The sequence below is a fragment of the Streptomyces sp. NPDC048434 genome, from assembly GCF_043200375.1.
Lineage (GTDB): Bacteria > Actinomycetota > Actinomycetes > Streptomycetales > Streptomycetaceae > Streptomyces.
Genome location: NZ_JBICXQ010000001.1, coordinates 189593 through 207143, shown reverse-complemented (window position 1 = coordinate 207143; position 17551 = coordinate 189593). Strand labels below are relative to the sequence as shown.

The following is a 17551-nucleotide window of genomic DNA, read 5'->3' as shown; positions in this document are numbered from 1 at the left end:
CAGATGATGTGGCACCACGGGACGACGGGTCTTCAGTCGCTCGTCGTGTGGACCGAGCGTATTCCCGGACGCGGCGAAGATGCCGAACCCTTCGTCGCCCATCACTTCGGGACGCAGCAGGGCATGCTCGCGGTCTTCGACGGATCCGGTGGCGCGGGCTCCTCGCCCGCGTGGCAGGCGCCGGACGGAGAGACTCGGACCGGCGCATGGGTCGGTTCGCGAGTGGCCCGGCTGGCTGCCGACTGCTGGTTCCACGATGTCGTCGAGGGCGGTCAGGCGGATACGCCCGAACAACTCACCCAGTACCTCAAGTACTTCCTGTCCAAGGCACCGCAGCGGCGCAGCAAGATCGTGGGGACGATGCGTCGCCGACTACCCACCACGCTCGCGGCCGTGCAGTACCAGATGCACGAGGACCGGTCCATCGAGTGGCAGGCGCTCTGGGCCGGAGACTCCCGCGCCTACACTCTGCAGCCCGGCGCCGGGCTACGCGTACTCACGCGCGACCATACCCACGAGAGCGACGCGCTCGAACTGCTGCGCTCGGATCCGCCGATGACCAACTCCATCTGCGCGGACCGGGACTTCGTGGTGGAGGTCCAGCGCATGTCGTTCCAGCTTCCCTGTGTGTTTCTGGCGGCCACCGACGGCTTCTTCGGATACGTCCATACACCGGCAGAGTTCGAGTACGTACTGCTCAGCACCCTGATGCAGGCGAACAACGAGCACGAATGGGCCGACCTGATCCGTCGTGAGGTGCAGGGCTACACCGCGGACGACGCCTCCATGGCTCTGATCGCACTCGGCTATCAAGACGTGACACACCTCCGCGATGCCTTTGAGGACCGGTATGTCACCGTGCGCGAACGCTACGCCCGCGGAAGGCCCCAGGGCACCGATCAGACGGAGAGAATCCGCGGCTGGCAGGACGAGACCTGGCGCACCTACCGCGCCGCCTACGAGACGTTCCTTCCACCGCTGCCGGAGGAGCAGGCATGAAGAACGGGGATGTGATCGCGGGCTACCGCATCATCAGCGAGCCGACCAATGCCAATGGCGGCAAGTGTATGTGGGCGTTCGCGGAGAAGGACGGCCGGCAGTTCTTTTTGAAGCGCTTCCTGGAGCCCAAACGGCCTCGCGAGGGCTCCACGGCGAGCGCGGCCAGCCGGCGTATCCGCCTGGAGGTGTGCGAGGAGTTCGAGAACCGGCACCGCACCATCATGAAGCGGCTGCGCCCCGATGCCCGGGGCGGCGGCAATCTCGTCCTCGCCAAGGACTTCTTCCACGAGGGCAGCACGTACTACAAGGTCACCGAGCGGATCGACACCTCTACGCTGGAGAAGCCGCAGGCACTGGAGCCGCGCCAGAAAGCGGTGCTGCTCAAGACCCTGGGGATGAGCCTGCAGCAACTGCACGACATCGATGTGGTGCACGGTGATCTCAAGCCGCTGAACGTGCTGGTGCAGAAGCGGGAGGGCATGGCCTTCCACACGGCGAAGCTGATCGACTTCGATGACGCCTATGTGTCCCGTATTCCGCCGGGGCCCCAGGACATCGCCGGGGACTCCCTCTACGGCGCACCGGAGTGGCGGAACTACGTACAGGAAGAAGGAGCCGTCCGGCCCGAGCACCTCACGACGGCGGTGGACATCTTCGCTCTCGGGCTGATGACGCACTACTACCTGACGGGTGCGACACCCGGGCACGCCGAGCAGTACGGCTCCCCGGCGGACGCGGTCAACGCGGGCGACGAGCTGACCATCGACGCGCGCCTGTCGGATTCCATGCGCGGTCTGATCCGAGCCATGACGACGCGGGAACCGGGGCGCCGGCCACGGATGGCCACCTATCTGAAAGCGCTCAAGGACCCTCAGGTCTGTGCGCTCCAGCACCGGCGGCCCGGTACCTCGGGACCGATGGATCCGGAGCCGGCAGGTACGGGCGCCGCGGCAACGAGCACGGAACCGGACGATGCGGCACCACGCACCAGCCGCATCCGCGCCAACCTCACGGGCGGCAGGAGCTCGCGTCCCACCGCCGGCGCGCCCGGGCCCGCTCCGGCACCCGCTTCCGGCCCCGAACCCACGGCGGCTCCGACGCCGCCAAAGGAGCCCGAGTCCCCCGCGCGAAGGACGTCCAGGGTGCGGATCAACCTGGGCGATCGCCGCAAGCCGTAACGCCAGTCCAAGGAGGCACCACATGAACGCGAACGTCGAGCAGTATCAGGGGAACCTTCAGTACGCGGTCGACATCGTGCTGTGCATCGATGCGACCGCCAGCATGTTCCCCGTCCTCGACTCGGTGAAGTCCAGTTCGCTGCAGTTCCATGACCGTCTCCATGACGTCATGGCGAAGAAGGGCAAGGCGATCAGTCAGCTCAGGCTGAAGGTCATCGCCTTCCGTGACTTCGGCGACGATCCGTCCAATGCCATCGAGCAGACGGACTTCCTCCAGTTGCCCGCGCAGTCCGACGCCTTCGAGGCCTTCGTCCGGGGAATCGATGCCGCAGGCGGCGGCGACATCCCGGAGTCCGGCCTCGAAGCACTGGCTCTCGCCATCAACTCGCCCTGGGAGAGGGGGCTCGACCGAAGGCGGCACGTGGTCGTGATGTTCACCGACGCGCCGGCCCACCCGCTGGGCACGGCAGGTGCCTCGGCGCAGTCGTACCCCTCCTCGATTCCGCGCAGCATGGACGAACTCTTCGAGCAGTGGGGCTATGCGCGCAGCCAGAGCGCGGTGATGGAGCAGTCGGCGAAGCGGCTGGTGCTCTTCGCGCCCGAGAGCAGCCCGTGGTCGGACCCCATCGCCGAGGAGTGGGACCTGACGCTGCACTTCGAGTCCAAGGCGGGTGAAGGACTTGAGGAATTCGAGATGGACGAGATCATCGAGACCATTGCGAACAGCCTGTGAACCTGGAGCTGCCGGGTTTTGAGCTGAGCGTAGCCGAAGGAATTCTGAAGTTCAGCTGGCGGGGCTTCGCCTGGCTGGAGGTATTCATCGACCGCTGTGTCGCGGTGAGGTTCAGGCCGCGCGGGCAGGACGGCAGCCAACAGCTCGTATTCCAGTTCCGGCGGGAAAATCAGGAATCCGGTGGCACCGTCGTGGCATTGGCAGATGTCCCGCCCGAATTCGCCGCGCGGGCACAGCAGTTCGTGGCGACTCTTGAGCGCGAGTACGGGATCAGGAACGTGACATCGGAGGAGGCGGAAGAGGAGCCGCTGACCCGAGTCCCCTCCGCCGGCCAGGACTGGCTCGTCTCCCCTGCGGGTGCTCCTGCCGAGGAGCTCTACGCCGAGGTGTTCCACCGGATCGAAGCAGAACCGGCGTCCTAGGCGCCGGGGGAAGGGAGAGGGGTGTCGGGGGCGAACTGGCGGTGTACGGCATGCGATACGTACAACGATCCCGATCTGAAGGCGTGCGAGGCCTGCGAGACAAAGCGAGGCGTTGCGCCGGCGGCCAAGCGGCCGGGAGCCGCCCGGCCGTCGGCCGATTGGCAATGCCGTCAATGCGACACGAACAACGCCCGAAGCGATCTGTCCTGCATCGTGTGCGGGACAGGATGGAAAGCGGCGAAGAAGGCCGCGCCCAAGCGGCCGTCGGCCAAGAAGACCACCGCCAAGCCGTCCGGCACGGGGCCTGCCGGTGCCCGGACGAGCACGTCGACGTCCCGGCCGAGGAGCGGTACGGACACCCCCCGTACGTCGCCACCCCGCAAGAGCACCAGCACCGGCGGACCGAGCGCCCCGCCCCGGGCTGCGGGAGGCGAAGTCTTCTACCCGTCGGCGGCAGCGCACGGCTACACCCCCACCGCCCCGGCTCCCCCACCCGGCATGACGCCACCGCCCGTCCCGCCGCCGCCACCACCCTGGACCACCGCGCCTGGCTACCGGCCACCCGTTTACAAGGCTCCGAAGTCCAGGGGCAAGGGCACGGGGTGCGTCTTGGGAGTCCTGCTCCTCATCGCCTTTCCCCTACTGAGCAAGGCCTGTGACGCGCTCTCCAGCGGTATGAGCGGGCCCGGAGCGTCATCCGCCAAGAGCGGTCCTCCCTCGTGCCCCGAGCGGATCGCTTCGGTGCTGCCGGGTGGTGACGGCGCCGCATTGGTGAAGGCGTTCCGCACGAAGAACAAATCGATCATTCTCTGCCGCACCGAGGACGACAAGCTCTTCTACTACGGAGAGTTCAGTGATCATCGGGAGCGCGGAATCGCCATGCCCGCGGAAAAGACGCCGGACGGATACGAGGCACACAACGACCCGTACCGCTACCGCATCCACGACGGAGTCGTGACGATCTACCAGTCGGGCCGCCGCATCGGCCAGGAGAAGCTCACGCCCGTGTCGTCACCCTCTTAGGCCGCCGGCCGAAGTGGGCCGACGGGGGACGTGCCGGGGCCGGTCATCGCACCCGGCCCCGCCCGTCCTCCCCCTCGCCGTCAGCCCTCGTCAGCCGTCAGCCGCAGCGAGATGCTGTTGATGCAGTACCGCTGGTCCGTGGGGGTCGGGTAGCCCTCGCCCTCGAAGACGTGGCCCAGGTGGGAGCCGCAGCGGGCGCAGCGGACTTCGGTGCGGACCATGCCGTGGCCGCGGTCCTCGATGAGCTCGACGGCGTCGGAGTCCTTGGGGTCGTAGAAGGACGGCCAGCCGCAGTGGCTGGCGAATTTGGTGTCGGAGCGGAAGAGCTCGGTGCCGCAGGCGCGGCAGGAGTAGACGCCCTCGGTCTTGGTGTCGGTGTACTCACCGACGAAGGCGGGCTCGGTGCCGGCCTGGCGGAGTACCTGGTACTCCGCGGGGGTCAGCTCGGCGCGCCACTGCTCGTCGGGCTTGTCGATCTCGTACGGCATCTGGGTCCTCCTCAGCTAGCTGCCCAGGCGGGACAGGATGGCGGGGCCGAGGTCGGTCACATCGCCCGCGCCCATGGTGAGAACAAGGTCACCGGGCTTCGCCATTCCGGCGATGACGTCCGGGACGGCGGCCTGGTCGCTTTCGGGGGTGACATCGGCGCCGGCGGTGCGTGCGGCGTCGATGATCAGGGCGCTGCTGACGCCCGGGATCGGGTCCTCGCGGGCCGGGTAGATGTCCAGCACGACGGAGGCGTCGGCGAGGGCGAGCGCCTGGCCCATCTCGGTGCCCAGCTCCTGGGTGCGGGAGAAGAGGTGCGGCTGGAAGACGACCAGTACCCGGGAGCCCTCGGCGGCGCCGCGGATGGCTTCCAGGTCGGCGGCCATCTCCGTGGGGTGGTGGGCGTAGGAGTCGATGACCTGCACCCCGGCCGCCTCGCCCTTGAGCTGGAGGCGGCGCTTGACGCCGGTGTACTTGCCGAGCGCGGAGGCGAGGTTGTGCGGCGGGAGGTCCAGGGCGACGCCGGCGGCCAGGGCGGCGACGGCGTTGTGGGCGTAGTGCCGGCCCGGGACGGAGACCGTGAAGGTGAGGATCTTGCCGCTGGTGAGGGTGACGGTGACATCGCTGGTCAGGCCGCGGGGGTTGACCTTGAGGATGCGCACGTCGGCGTCCGGGGACTCGCCGTAGGTGACGACCTCGATGTCGTGGCGACCGGAGATCTTGGCGGTCAGCTCGCGGGCGCCGGGCTGGTCGGCGGCGATGACCAGGGTGCCGCCGGGGCGGATGCGGCCGACGAAGGTCTCGAAGGACTCGTAGATCTCGTCCATCGAGGCGTAGTTGGCGTGGTGGTCCAGCTCCACGTTGAGGATGATCGCGACCTCGGGGGCGTACTTGTGGAAGCTGCGGTCGCTCTCGTCGGCCTCGGCGACGAAGATCTCGCCGGAGCCGTGCTCGGCGTTGGATCCCGGGGCGTCGAGGTCGCCGCCGATGGCGTAGGACGGCTTGAGGCCGAGGGCGCCGAGGGAGACGGCGAGCATGGAGGTCGTCGTCGTCTTGCCGTGGGTGCCGGCGACGGCGATGGGGCGCAGGCCGTCCATGAGGGAGGCGAGCGCGTCGGAGCGGTGCACGACCGGGATGCCGCGCTCGTGGGCGGCGGCCAGCTCGGGGTTGTCCGGGCGGATCGCGGACGAGACGACGACGCTGGTGGCGTCCGCGGCCAGATGACCGGCGGCGTGGCCGAGGTGGACCGTGACACCGAGGGCGCGCAGGGCCTGGGCGGTCGCGGAGTCCTTCGCGTCGCTGCCCGCCACCTGGGCGCCGCGCTGCGCGAGGATCTTGGCGATGCCCGACATACCGGCTCCGCCGATGCCGATGAAGTGCGGCCGGTCCATCGAGGCTGGGATGGCGGGTGCCATGGGTGGGTCTCCCTGATCGTCGATCATCGCGAGCGGTGGTGCTGTCCATGATTCTCGCACCCGGCACCGACAGTGCCGGTCCGTGGACCCCGGCAGGCCGCGAGGACCGGCCCGGCGCGCGGCGTTCAGCGGCGGATCAGGCCCTGTGCGGTGGCGGCGGCGACCGCGGAGGTACGGGAGTCCACGCCCAGCTTGGAGTAGATGTGGACGAGGTGGGACTTGACGGTCGCCTGGCTGAGGAAGAGCTGTTTGCTGATCGCCGCGTTCGACAGACCGTCGGCGACGAGCTGGAGGACCTCGGTCTCCCGGCGGGAGAGCGCGGTGGCGGGGGTGCGCATCCGGTCCATGAGGCGCAGCGCGACGGTGGGGGCGAGCGCGGACTTCCCGGCGGCGGCGGTGCGTACCGCGGCGGCCAGCTCCTCCGGCGGAGCGTCCTTGAGGAGGTAGCCGGTGGCGCCGGCCTCGATGGCGGCGAGGATGTCGACATCGGTGTCGTACGTGGTCAGGACGAGGACGCGTGGGGCGCCGGGGCGGGCAGTGATCGCTGCGGTGGCCTGGGTGCCGAGCATCCGGCCGCCGAACTGGAGGTCCATGAGGACCACGTCGGCCGCGAGCCGCGCGGCGAGGTCGACGGCCTGCTCGGCGGTGGGGACGTCGGCGACGATCTCGAAGTCCTCCTCGGTCTCCAGGACGGCGCGCAGTCCGGCGCGTACGACGGGGTGGTCATCGGCGAGCAGCAGCCGGATGGGGGTGTCCGTCGCGGTCACGGGGCGGCCTCCGGGATGGCGTCGGGCGCGGCGGCGGGGCAGGGGAGGGTGACGGCGACGGCGGTGCCTTCTCCGGGGGCGGACTCGACGGCGAGGGTTCCCCGGAGGGCGCGGGCCCGGGCACGCATCGCGGCGAGGCCGAAGCCGGTGCCGGCGGCCGCGGCGGAGCCGGGGGCGGGCACCTCGGCGGGGACGAAGCCCGCGCCGTCGTCGACGACGTCCAGCGCGACCTCGGTGTCCATGTAGCTGAGGGTCAGCTCGGCGCGTCCGGCACCGGCGTGCCGCACGGTGTTGGCGAGCGCGGACTGGGCGATGCGCAGCAGGGCGACCTCGTGCGCGGTGGGGAGCGCGGTGGGCGCACCGGAGACCTGGCAGTGCACAGGGAGACCGGAGGTACGGGCCGTGGTGGCGCAGAGCCGCTCCAGGGCGGCGGGCAGCGATCCGGTCTCCAGGTCGGGCGGGCTCAGCGCACGCACGAAGCGGCGCGCCTCGGCGAGGTTGCCGACGGCGGCGGTGCGGGCCTGCCGGACATGGCCGAGGGCGGTGCCGGGCCGCTGCGGCAGGGCGCGTTCGGCGGCCCGCAGCAGCAGCTGGATGCTGGACAGGCCCTGCGCGAGGGTGTCGTGGATCTCGCGGGCCAGCCGCTCACGTTCGGCGAGCACGCCGGCGGCGTGTTCCGCGGCGGCCAGTTCGCTGCGGGCCGCGGTGAGTTCCTCGATGAGCCGGCGGCGCTGTTCGCTCTCCCGGTAGAGGGCCTGGTAGCCGAGGACGACGGCGACCGCGACGGCGGCGCCCAGGGCGGGGCCGAGCACCGTGCCGACACCGAGGGTGTGGGTGTGCAGGCCGAATCCGGCGATGGCGAAGACGGTGGTGGCCGCGACGGCGGGCAGTGCCGCGCGGAGCGGCAGCAGATGCAGCTGGACGAAGAACAACGGGAAGGCCAGCCAGACCCCGTCCTGGGTGAGGGCGAGCAGCACCAGCCAGAACAGGGCGACGGCGGCGAGCCAGAGGGCGGCGGCGCCGGTGGAGCCGCGCAGACGGGGCCACCTGGGGCCGATGGCGTACACGGCGCCCAGTGCCGCCGCGGTGGTGATCACGGCCGGGGCGTTCGGGGCGTGCGCGGCGAGGGCGCGTACGGCGGCGAGCGCGAGCAGCGCGGCCACCATCAGATGCAGGCAGCTGCGCAGGACCCGCAGGACGGGGGTGAGGGAGTGAGCGGTCACGGCTTCTTCGGTCACGGCCCCCTCAGGCTAGGTGCCCGCCCCACCTGCGGCATCAACCAAAGGGTTGACCGCGGGGCACACCTTTCGATCCCGGCGGACCACTCCCCGGCGCGATGTCCGCGACCCGCCCGGGGAGCGACGGTGGGGGCCGGCCGCCGGGCAGTGGAGTCCGGCACCCGAATCCGAGGAGGGCATCGCTTGTGTTCGTCGCCTGGAGGGACCTGAGATTCGCCAAGGGGCGGTTCGCCCTGATGGGCACCGTCATCGTGCTGATCACGATGCTGGTGGGTCTGCTGTCGGGCCTGACGGCGGGCCTGGGCCGGGAGAACACCTCGGCGATCACCGCGCTGCCCGCCGACCATCTGGTGTTCTCGGCGCCCGCCGACGGCAGGGGCGTCGCCTTCGCCGATTCGCGGCTGACGGAGCGGACCGTACGGGCCTGGGCGCGGGTGCCGGGTGTACGGCGCGCCGACCCGCTGGGCATCGCGACGACGAAGGCCCAGGCGGGCGGCCGGACCGCCGCGGTGTCGGCCTTCGGGGTGCGGCCGGGGTCGGGGACGGCCCCGCGGCGGGTGGGTGACGGTGCGGTGGTGCTGTCCGGGAAGGCCGCCGCCTCGCTCGGGGTGCGGGCCGGGGGCACGCTGACGCTCGGCGGCCGTACGTTCCGGGTCGCGGCGGTGTCGGGCGCGGCGATGTACAGCCATACGCCGGTGATCTGGACGTCGCTGGAGGACTGGCGGCGGCTGGCGGGCGGCCCCGGCCCGGCCGCCGGTGAAGGCTCCGTCTCCGGGAAGGACGGCACATCCGGCGACTCCGTGGGCGCGACCGTGCTCGCCCTCTCCACCTCGTCGGCGACCGGGCTGCCGGCCGCCGACAAGGCGCTCGGCACGCGGACGGTGGGCACCGGCGACGCCTTGCAGGCCATCGGCTCGTTCGCCGCGGAGAACGGTTCCCTGCAGCTGATGCGCGGCTTTCTGTTCGCCATCTCCGCGCTGGTCATCGGGGCGTTCTTCACGGTGTGGACGATCCAGCGCGGCGGCGATGTCGCCGTGCTGAAGGCGCTGGGCGCCTCGACCCGCGCTCTGCTGCGGGACGCGCTCGGCCAGGCCGTCGTCCTGCTGGTGACCGGGACCGGTCTGGGCACCGCCGTGGCGGCCGCGGTGGGCGCCGGGATCGGCGGCACGGTGCCCTTTGTGCTCGCCCCGTCCACCGTGCTGGTCCCCGCCCTGATCATGATCGCGCTGGGTGCCGCCGGCGCCGCGCTCGCCGTCCGCCGCATCACGTCCGTGGACCCGCTGACCGCCCTGGGAAGTGCCCGATGAGCCTCGAACTGACCGATGTCACCCTCACCTACCCCGACGGCGATGCCCGGCTGACCGCACTGGACGAGGTCTCGCTGACCGTGCCCCCCGGATGTCTGACCGCGGTGATCGGCCCGTCCGGCTCCGGCAAGTCCAGCTTGCTCGCGGTCGCCGCCACGCTGATCGGCCCGGACCGCGGACGGTTGGTGATCGACGGCACGGACACCGCGGGGCTCGGCCGCGCCGCACTGACGACGCTGCGCCGCACCACCATCGGCACGGTCTTCCAGCAGCCGAATCTGCTGCCGTCGCTGACCGCCGCCGAACAGCTGCAGGTGATGGCCCATCTGGACGGCCACCCGGCCCGTAAGACGCGGGCGCGGGCGCGGGAGCTGCTGGCAGCGGTGGGCCTGGAGGGCCAGGCCGGCCGGCGGCCGCATCAGCTGTCGGGCGGCCAGCGGCAGCGGATCAACATCGCGCGGGCGCTGATGAACGAGCCCGCGGTGCTGCTGGTGGACGAGCCGACCAGCGCCCTGGACCAGGAGCGGGGCGCCGCGGTGCTCGCACTGCTGCGCACCCTCACCCGCGAGCGCGCCACCGCGACGGTGCTGGTCACCCACGACCCTGCGCATCTCGACGCGGCGGACGCGATCGCCGAGGTGCGGGACGGCCGGCTCCGCCCGCGGCCCGTCGCCCGCCCCTGACCGCACGGACGGGACCGGCGGCGGTGGGCCGCTCAGCCTCCGGCGGTCCCCTGGGGCTGGTCGTCCGCCGCGTGCGAGAAGAGCTTGAGGACCGGGACACCGACCTTGTGGCGGGCGCGGGAGGCCCAGTCGCGGTGGAAGAACTCCTCCACGAAGTGCGGGGTGGTCAGCACGATCACCTCGTCCGCCGTGGTCTCGTCGACGACGGACCGCAGCAGGTCCAGCGGATGGTCCTCGACCACCTGTCCGACGGCCTGCGCGCCGGTGTCGCGCAGCGCCTGCAGCGTGTGGGCCAGGGCGAGCTCGGCGGGGGCCTCCGACCGGGCGCCGCCGGGTTCCTCGCCCTCCCGTACGGCGTCGTCGAACTCGCCGAGGGCGACATCGTCGATGGCCCGTAGCAGAACATCCTGCTTGCCGCGAGGCTGCATGAGCACGACGAACGAGATCCGGTCATCGCCGTGCAGGGTGGTCACAAACTCCACATCGGCGGGCGTCAGTGGCTTCTCGATCATCAATACGCTCGTGAACACGACGGACGCCCTTCTTCTCTTCGGGGCACCGCATGGCACGGAGCCCGACAGACACCATCCTGCCCCGTCGCCGTGCGGGACCTGTTGGCTTTTAGTGTGCCCAACGGAAGCTAAGCGGAACAGGTAATTCCGCCGATTGTCAGGACCGACGGTAACGAGTGAAGAGGAACCCGGCCTCCTCCAATACCGACGCCAGGGCGAACCGCTCCGGCACCGGAACGGCGGGGCCGTTCATGATCCTCGGCGCATCGCCCACGGCGACCACCGGAGCCAGCGACAGACACAGCTCGTCCAGCGCGCCGGCCGCCGCGAACTGCCCCAGCAGCATCGGCCCGCCCTCCGTGAGCAGCCGGGTGTGGCCCTGCCCGGCCAGCACCCCGGCCACCCGGGCCGGATCGACGCCCTGCCCCTCACCGGCGAACAGCACCTCGACGCCCGCGGCACGGGCCTTCGTCACCCGGTCCGCCGGCGCGCCCGCGCCGGTCAGCAGCAGGGTGGGGACCAGCGGCTCGGTGAACAGCGGCAGGCCGAAGTCCAGCCCGAGACCGGCGCTCACCACGGCGATGGCGGGGGCCGGGCCCTGGCCGGCGGCGGCCCGGCGGGCGGCGAACGCCTCCCGGGCACGGGCCGGCCGGTAGCCCTCCTGCCGCACCGTCTCCGCACCCACCACCACCGCATCCGCGAGTCCGCGCAGCACCCCGAAGATCCGCATATCGGCATCGCTGGAGAGCGGCTGCGAGCGGCCCTCGTGGTGGGCCGCGCCGTCCACGGAGGACACCATGTTCGCGCGCAGCCAGCCGGTGCGCCCCGAGCGCACCGGATCGTCCGCCGCCGGGTAGGCATAGGCGTCGGCCAGCTCGTCCAGCGTCCACTGGCGGTCCACGGGGCCGAGTGCCCCCACCACGGTGTTCTCGGCGTCAGAGGCCGCGGCGGAGGGGGCGAAGAGGGGGAACAGGCGTCGCATGGCGGCAGTGTGACATGCCTCGCTCACCGGACCGGCGGCCACCGCACACGAGATAGGCTGGACGGCTGTGTCGCCTTCCCAGCACTCTTCCCCGCAGCCCGACCCGATAGCCGGACCGCCGGCCGACGGTGACGACGCGGCGCCCGCCGCGCTCACCGCCCGCGCCCCGCACGTCCCGGCCGACAGCCTGGTGGCCGAGATGGTGCCGCCGCCGCGCTTCCAGGGCGCCCGCTTCGACACCTACCTCCCGGACCCGAAGCAGCCCAGCCAGGCCGAGGCCGTCCAGGTCCTGAGCGACTTCGCGGAGAGCATCGACGCCGGCCGGGCGAGCTCGGGCAAGCGGCGCTGGTTCGCCAAGAAGCCCGCGGCTCCCCGGGGCCCGCGCGGCGTCTATCTGGACGGCGGCTACGGCGTCGGCAAGACGCATCTGCTCGCCTCCCTGTGGCACGCCACCCCCGCCCCGTCCGAGCGCAAGGCCTTCGGCACCTTCGTCGAGCTGACCAACCTCGTCGGCGCGCTCGGCTTCCAGCAGACCGTGCGCACCCTCGGCGAGCACAAGCTGCTGTGCATCGACGAGTTCGAGCTGGATGATCCCGGTGACACGGTGCTGGTCTCCACCCTGCTCGGCAAGCTGGTGGACGCCGGTGTGGCGCTGGCCGCCACCTCCAACACGCTGCCCGGCAAGCTGGGCGAGGGCCGGTTCGCCGCGGCCGACTTCCTGCGGGAGATCCAGGGCCTGAGCGCCCACTTCCGTCCGCTGCGGATCGACGGTGAGGACTACCGCCACCGCGGCCTGCCCGAGGCGCCCGCCCCGTACGACGAGGAGACCGTCACCCGCACCGCGTACCGCACGCCCGGCGCCTCGCTCGACGACTTCCCCTCCCTGCTGGAGCATCTGTCCAAGGTGCACCCCAGCCGCTACGGCGCGATGTGCGACGGCATCGAGGCGGTCTGCCTCACGGACGTCCAGGCGGTGCCCGACCAGTCCACGGCGCTGCGCCTGGTCGTTCTCGCGGACCGGCTCTACGACCGTGAGGTACCGGTGCTGACCTCCGGCAAGGCCTTCGACGAGCTGTTCAGCGAGGAGATGCTGCGCGGCGGCTACCGCAAGAAGTACTTCCGGGCGATCTCCCGGCTGACGGCACTGGCGCGCGACGCCAAGCCGCTGGCCGAGGGCGCCGCCTAGGGCCGGTCCGGCCCGCACTCCTCGGTCCGGCCCCGTTTACCCCGTCCGCCCGGCACCCCCGTAGTGCCGGGCCAGGGCGTGGAACGCCTCCTTCGGTTCCCAGGGCATATCGGGGTACGTGGTGCCGCGCTCCCCGTCCAGCACCTTGACGATCCCGTACGAGCCCAGGTCCACGTCCCTGAGCGGATCCTTCCGGTGCGGCAGCGCGTAGCACACGAAGCTGAACCAAAAGGCCGTGTCGACCCCCTCCTCCTCGAAGACCGGCAGCAAGTCGCCCATGTAGCGGACCTGTTCGCCCTCGTCCCGTACGGTCCCGGGCGTGACCGTGCCGTCCGCCCCGACGACGAGCCAGCCGGCCGCGCCCATGTCACCGGCCCCGCGGTAGGCGCAGCAGCCGGCCTCGGTGACCGCGACCGGCTTGCCGTGCGCGAAGTACTCCCGCAGGTCCTCGCGATAGGTGGTGGCGTTGCGGGTGTTGCGGTACGCGTCGACACCGACGAGGTCGAAGGGCGTCCAGTCGATGTGCTCGATGGGGATCGACGCGTAACTGAGCGGACCGCCGAACCGCGGCCGGACGGCCTTGGTGACCTCGGCGAGGAAGGCGTTGAGCCGTTCCGGGATCACGGCGAGCGCCTGCTCACGCACTTCCGGTGCCGCGCGCAGCGTCTCCATCCGGTCGTTGAACGTCTCGCCGGGCAGATAGCCGCGGTTGAAAATGCTGATCTCGCAGCCGGTGGCCAGCACGACATCGGCCCCGGCGCGGCGCAGCACCTCGGCGCGGTCCACGCAGTCGACGAAGTACGGCAGGAGCTGTTCCTCCGTCATTTCGCAGGGGAACGGCGAGTACCAGACCGCGAGCCCGGCCTCCGCCGCGGCCTCGGCCGCCGCGCTGATCCGTGCGGGGTCACCACCGGTGATGCGCACGGTGTTGCAGTGCAGCTCCTCGGCGATGATCCGCATGTCGCGTGCCGCGAGATCCGGAGTGAACGCCGGGTTCGTGGTCTCGCCGTTGGGATACGTCCCGGTGTCGTACTGCACGCCCTTGCCGGCAAAGGGTGAACCACAGCCCTCGGGACGCCGGCGCAGGGGCGCCGTACTGGAGGCCGCGCTCCTCCAGGCCACCTGGGAAGAGCTCCTCGCCGTCGGCTATCAGGACCTGACGTACGAGGCCGTGGCGGCCCGCGCCCACACCAGCCGGACGGTGCTCTACCGCCGCTGGCCCCAGCGCCGCGACCTGGTCCTGGCCGCACTGCGCCACCAGACGCCGCCGCTGCCCCCGCCCCCGCCCGACACCGGCGCGCTGCGCACCGACGTCCTCGCCCTGCTGGAGCAGGTCACCACCCGTCTGACGGAGATCGCGCCCGTCCTGCAGGTGCTCACCGACGGCCGGACGCGGGGCAGCGACCTCAGCGACTTCATGGCGGAACGCGCACGCCAGGACGGCGGGGGTGCGATGGCGGAGCTGCTCGACCGCGCGGCCCGGCGCGGTGAACTCGATCCCGCCCGCATTCCCACCCGGGTCGTCACGCTCCCGGTCGCCCTCGTGGCCGGCCAGGTGCTGATCACCCATCAGGCACCCACAAAGGCCGACGTCACCGGGGTCGTCGACGACATCTTCCTGCCACTGATCGCCCATCACGGCAGGCCCGACGGCCAGGCGGACGGGGACCGCTGACCGCGGGACCGCAAACCGCCACGGCGCGCCGCCTGGTTCCCGGCGGCGCGGGTGCGTGGTACACACAGGCGGGTCACGTCACCTGTCCGCCAACAGGGAGTTGCCCATGCCTGCGACACGACGTCAGATCCTGGCAAGAACCGGTGCGTTGGGAGCGGGAATCGCCTTCTCCGGAAGCCTCACGGAGCTCTTCACGGGGACCGCGACCGCCCAGAGCATGGGACAGCGTGGCTACGGCCCGCTGGTCCCCGACCCGGACGGCCTGCTCGACCTTCCCCAGGGCTTCCGTTACAAGGTCCTCTCCCGGGAGGGCGACCCACTGCCCTCAGGGGAGGGCAAGGTGCCCAGCAACTGCGACGGGATGGCTGCCTTCCCCGGTTCTCCCGGCGGCCGCGGCGGCACGTGCCTGGTCCGTAACCACGAGAACCGTACGGGCTCCCGCTCCGCCGTCCCCCGGGTCCGCGATCTGACCTACGACCCCGGAGGCGAGGGCGGCTGTACGGCCCTGGAACTCGGCCCGGACAACGCGGTGCGCTCGGAGCGGGTCGCCATCGCCGGCACCTCCACCAACTGCGCGGGTGGCCACACCCCGTGGAACACCTGGCTGACCTGTGAGGAGACCGAGCTCCGGGCCGGCGAGGAGAACTACACCAAGGACCATGGCTTCATCTTCGAGGTCGATCCGTACGACCCGAGGCGCACCGGGGCCGTGCCGCTGACGGCGATGGGACGCTTCCAGCACGAGGCGATCGCCGTGGACCCCCGTACCGGCACGGTCTACGAGACCGAGGACGCCTTCGACAAGCCGTTCGGGCTGTTCTACCGCTTTCTGCCCAAGAAGCCGATGGGCGGCCGCGGTTCGCTCCGGGCCGGCGGCCGCCTCCAGGCGCTGCGGGCCCCCGGGGTGCCCGACCTCTCCACCATCCAGGAGCCCGGCGCCACCTTCGACCACGTCAGCTGGGTGGATGTGCCCGACCCGCTCGCCCGCGAGACCCCGATCCGCTTCCAGGACTTCGGCCCCGGCGGCATCACCCACGCCCAGAAGCTGGAGGGCTGCTACTGGGGCGGCTCCTGCGTCTACTTCGTCTCCAGCTTCGCGCACCGCGCCGCCGGCTCGGCGGCCGACCACTACGGGCAGGTGTGGAAGTACGACCCGAAGAAGCGGCAGCTGACCCAGGTCGTCGTCTTCGGCCCGGACAGCGACCTCCAGCTCCCCGGCGAGTCCCCCGACAACATCTGCCTCGCGCCCAGCGGCGGCCTGATGGTCTGCGAGGACGGCGAGGGCGCCCAGCACGTCTTCGGCCTCACCCGGCGCGGCGAGGTCTACGCGATGGCGCGCGGCCGGCAGAACATCGGCACCCCTGAGAAGCCGGAGTGGGGCGAGTTCGCCGGGGTGACCTTCTCGCCCGACCACCGGACGATGTACGTCAACTGCTATACGCCGGGGACGACGTTCGCGGTGACGGGGCCCTGGCACCACTGACGCCGCGGAAGCGCCTCAGGACTGACCCCGCAGGGGCCCGTCAGCACTGACCTCGCGGGAGCCCGTCAGCCGGAGCAGGCGGACCGCTGGGCCTCCTGCCATTCGCAGACCGGGCAGAGCACGATGCCGGGCCGGTCGACCGGGTACTCGGTCGGCCGGCCGCATTGCAGACAGTCGGCGTGGGGGGTGGTGCCTGCGGGAGGGGCGGTGCCCGTGTGGGCAGTGGAACCCGTGGGAAGGGTGGTGCCCGTGTGGGCAGTGGTGCCCGCTTGGGCAGTGGTGCCCGCTTGGGCAGTGGAACCCGTGTGGGCAGTCAAACCCGCGGGTGGGGTGGTGGGGTGGTCGGCGGTGCCCGGCATGGTTTCGAGCGTACGCCTGCTCCCCCCACCCCCGAACCCACCCCCGCCCCCTCCCCCGAAGGGGGAGAGGGGGAGGGGGCGGGGGAGAAACCCGAGCCCGGTCCCGGCCGGACCGCAATACCCCGGCGCCACACCCCCACCCGTCCGCCCAGCCGCTCCCCCGGCAGGAGCCAGCGCCTCAACCCCGACGCGAGCCAACGCCTCGACCCCGGCAGGAGTCAGCCCCTCAACCCCAGCAGGAGCCAACGCCTCTACCCCGACACGAACCAGCCCCTCAACCCCGGCGCGAGCTGAGGGCGCAGGCGACGGCGGTGGCGGCGGTCGCGATCAGGATGGTGGCGGCGAGCGGCAGCCACGGAGTAGTGATCGTGCCGTAGAGGGAGCCGGTGACCAGGCCCGAAAGGGCGGCGTTCGCAGGCGAGGCGCTCAGCACGAGCAGCAGCAGGGCGGCGAGCATGCCCACCGGGATGCTCCAGCCGGGACTGCGCAGCACCGGCCAGTTGCTCAGCGCGCCGATCGCGGTGCCCATCAACAGGCACGCCAGCGCGGCGAGCAACCCGGCGAGTACAGCGGGCAGGACCGGGACGGCCACCCGTTGGTCGGTGGAGTGCGGATCGGACAGCAGCGTGACCAGCGCAGTACCGAGGAGTCCGAGCAGCAGCGCGGTGCAGACCGCGGTCAGCACAGCGGCGAGGTGGACCCGGCCGGGCCCGGCGGCCGTCGCGGTGCAATTGCGGGCGGCCGGCGGCTCGTTGGTGACGCAGACCCGGGTCAGCCATGCGGCGGCCGGCAGCAGGCCGCCGGCGGCATAGCCGAACCCGTCGAGGATCGGGCCGCCGCTCCGGATGCCGATGGCCAGCCAGGCGGCATAGAGGATCACCGGCGGCAGCCAGCGGTGCGAGCCGACAAGCAGCGCCGCCTGATAGCGGAGGAGAGCGATCACGGGAGCGGAGCCTCGTCGGGTACGGGAGCGAGTACGGGGGCGTTGTCGGTGTCGGTGTCGGCTTCGGCTTCGGCTTCGGCTTCGGCTTCGGCTTCGGCTTCGGCTTCGGCTTCGGCTTCGGCTTCGGCTTCGGCTTCGGCTTCGGCTTCGGCTTCGGCGT

The 17551-nt window shown here is 71.5% G+C and carries 18 protein-coding genes; 10 read left to right on the top strand and 8 right to left on the bottom strand.

Going from position 1 to position 17551, the window contains the following annotated elements; genetic code table 11:
• Positions 1–45 precede the first annotated feature (45 nt).
• From ACGFWI_RS00820 to ACGFWI_RS00800, 5 genes are all read left to right on the top strand, one after another.
• Positions 46–999, top strand: coding sequence for a PP2C family protein-serine/threonine phosphatase (locus tag ACGFWI_RS00820; RefSeq protein ID WP_393903724.1), 954 nt, complete (start codon positions 46–48; stop codon positions 997–999).
• The gene (locus tag ACGFWI_RS00815; protein WP_393903723.1) at positions 996–2177 is read left to right on the top strand and encodes a lipopolysaccharide kinase InaA family protein; all 1182 of its coding nucleotides are present in this window, start codon (positions 996–998) and stop codon (positions 2175–2177) included. The genes ACGFWI_RS00820 and ACGFWI_RS00815 overlap by 4 nt, the downstream gene beginning before the upstream one ends.
• Positions 2178–2199: 22 nt before the next feature.
• On the top strand, positions 2200–2910 hold the full coding sequence (locus ACGFWI_RS00810; protein ID WP_393903722.1) for a vWA domain-containing protein: 711 nt from the start codon (positions 2200–2202) through the stop codon (positions 2908–2910).
• Complete coding sequence (locus ACGFWI_RS00805) at positions 2907–3332, top strand: hypothetical protein (protein ID WP_393903721.1); 426 nt, start codon at positions 2907–2909, stop codon at positions 3330–3332. Before ACGFWI_RS00810 ends, ACGFWI_RS00805 begins: the two co-directional genes overlap by 4 nt.
• A gap of 609 nt (positions 3333–3941) precedes the next feature.
• Complete coding sequence (locus tag ACGFWI_RS00800) at positions 3942–4355, top strand: hypothetical protein (protein ID WP_393903720.1); 414 nt, start codon at positions 3942–3944, stop codon at positions 4353–4355.
• An 80-nt stretch (positions 4356–4435) separates the two neighbouring features.
• Here the strand turns inward: ACGFWI_RS00800 and msrB are convergent, their stop codons facing one another.
• The 4 genes from msrB to ACGFWI_RS00780 form a co-directional block, all read right to left on the bottom strand.
• Positions 4436–4843, bottom strand: coding sequence for a peptide-methionine (R)-S-oxide reductase MsrB (msrB, locus tag ACGFWI_RS00795; RefSeq protein ID WP_393903719.1), 408 nt, complete (start codon positions 4841–4843; stop codon positions 4436–4438).
• A gap of 15 nt (positions 4844–4858) precedes the next feature.
• The gene (gene murC, locus ACGFWI_RS00790) at positions 4859–6256 is read right to left on the bottom strand and encodes a UDP-N-acetylmuramate--L-alanine ligase (protein WP_393903718.1); all 1398 of its coding nucleotides are present in this window, start codon (positions 6254–6256) and stop codon (positions 4859–4861) included.
• Between the two features lie 125 nt (positions 6257–6381).
• Positions 6382–7023, bottom strand: a complete 642-nt coding sequence (locus ACGFWI_RS00785; RefSeq protein WP_393903717.1) for a response regulator — start codon at positions 7021–7023, stop codon at positions 6382–6384.
• On the bottom strand, positions 7020–8261 hold the full coding sequence (locus ACGFWI_RS00780) for a sensor histidine kinase (protein WP_393903716.1): 1242 nt from the start codon (positions 8259–8261) through the stop codon (positions 7020–7022). Before ACGFWI_RS00780 ends, ACGFWI_RS00785 begins: the two co-directional genes overlap by 4 nt.
• Before the next feature lie 185 nt (positions 8262–8446).
• On the opposite strand from ACGFWI_RS00780, the gene ACGFWI_RS00775 reads away from it, so the two are divergent.
• Together ACGFWI_RS00775 and ACGFWI_RS00770 are read left to right on the top strand one after the other, a co-directional pair.
• The gene (locus tag ACGFWI_RS00775; protein ID WP_393903715.1) at positions 8447–9568 is read left to right on the top strand and encodes an ABC transporter permease; all 1122 of its coding nucleotides are present in this window, start codon (positions 8447–8449) and stop codon (positions 9566–9568) included.
• Complete coding sequence (locus ACGFWI_RS00770) at positions 9565–10251, top strand: ABC transporter ATP-binding protein (protein ID WP_393903714.1); 687 nt, start codon at positions 9565–9567, stop codon at positions 10249–10251. Before ACGFWI_RS00775 ends, ACGFWI_RS00770 begins: the two co-directional genes overlap by 4 nt.
• Before the next feature lie 32 nt (positions 10252–10283).
• On the opposite strand, the gene ACGFWI_RS00765 is transcribed toward ACGFWI_RS00770, so the two are convergent.
• Together ACGFWI_RS00765 and ACGFWI_RS00760 are read right to left on the bottom strand one after the other, a co-directional pair.
• Positions 10284–10763, bottom strand: coding sequence for an indole-3-glycerol phosphate synthase (locus tag ACGFWI_RS00765; protein WP_393903991.1), 480 nt, complete (start codon positions 10761–10763; stop codon positions 10284–10286).
• A gap of 157 nt (positions 10764–10920) precedes the next feature.
• Positions 10921–11745, bottom strand: a complete 825-nt coding sequence (locus ACGFWI_RS00760) for a dihydrofolate reductase family protein (RefSeq protein WP_393903713.1) — start codon at positions 11743–11745, stop codon at positions 10921–10923.
• Between the two features lie 67 nt (positions 11746–11812).
• Here ACGFWI_RS00760 and zapE point away from each other — a divergent pair, with 67 nt between their 5' ends.
• The gene (zapE, locus tag ACGFWI_RS00755) at positions 11813–12931 is read left to right on the top strand and encodes a cell division protein ZapE (protein ID WP_393903712.1); all 1119 of its coding nucleotides are present in this window, start codon (positions 11813–11815) and stop codon (positions 12929–12931) included.
• A gap of 36 nt (positions 12932–12967) precedes the next feature.
• Here the strand turns inward: zapE and ACGFWI_RS00750 are convergent, their stop codons facing one another.
• Entirely contained in the window at positions 12968–13969 is a 1002-nt protein-coding gene (locus ACGFWI_RS00750) for a hypothetical protein (RefSeq protein ID WP_393903711.1), read from the bottom strand.
• A gap of 4 nt (positions 13970–13973) precedes the next feature.
• On the opposite strand from ACGFWI_RS00750, the gene ACGFWI_RS00745 reads away from it, so the two are divergent.
• Complete coding sequence (locus ACGFWI_RS00745; RefSeq protein WP_393903710.1) at positions 13974–14606, top strand: TetR/AcrR family transcriptional regulator; 633 nt, start codon at positions 13974–13976, stop codon at positions 14604–14606.
• A gap of 106 nt (positions 14607–14712) precedes the next feature.
• Positions 14713–16089 (top strand): alkaline phosphatase PhoX, encoded by a 1377-nt coding sequence (locus ACGFWI_RS00740; protein WP_393903709.1) that lies wholly within the window; start codon positions 14713–14715, stop codon positions 16087–16089.
• Positions 16090–16722: 633 nt separating this feature from the next.
• Here the strand turns inward: ACGFWI_RS00740 and ACGFWI_RS00735 are convergent.
• Complete coding sequence (locus tag ACGFWI_RS00735; protein ID WP_393903708.1) at positions 16723–17391, bottom strand: ABC transporter; 669 nt, start codon at positions 17389–17391, stop codon at positions 16723–16725.
• Between the last annotated feature and the right edge of the window lie 160 nt (positions 17392–17551).

Coding starts and splice junctions, on each gene's coding strand:
- ACGFWI_RS00815 (WP_393903723.1), top strand. CDS start 996: ATGAAGAACGGGGATGTGATCGCGGGCTACCGCATCATCAGCGAGCCG.
- ACGFWI_RS00810 (WP_393903722.1), top strand. CDS start 2,200: ATGAACGCGAACGTCGAGCAGTATCAGGGGAACCTTCAGTACGCGGTC.
- ACGFWI_RS00765 (WP_393903991.1), bottom strand. CDS start 10,763: ATGATCGAGAAGCCACTGACGCCCGCCGATGTGGAGTTTGTGACCACC.
- murC (WP_393903718.1), bottom strand. CDS start 6,256: ATGGCACCCGCCATCCCAGCCTCGATGGACCGGCCGCACTTCATCGGC.
- ACGFWI_RS00770 (WP_393903714.1), top strand. CDS start 9,565: ATGAGCCTCGAACTGACCGATGTCACCCTCACCTACCCCGACGGCGAT.
- msrB (WP_393903719.1), bottom strand. CDS start 4,843: ATGCCGTACGAGATCGACAAGCCCGACGAGCAGTGGCGCGCCGAGCTG.
- ACGFWI_RS00740 (WP_393903709.1), top strand. CDS start 14,713: ATGCCTGCGACACGACGTCAGATCCTGGCAAGAACCGGTGCGTTGGGA.
- ACGFWI_RS00760 (WP_393903713.1), bottom strand. CDS start 11,745: ATGCGACGCCTGTTCCCCCTCTTCGCCCCCTCCGCCGCGGCCTCTGAC.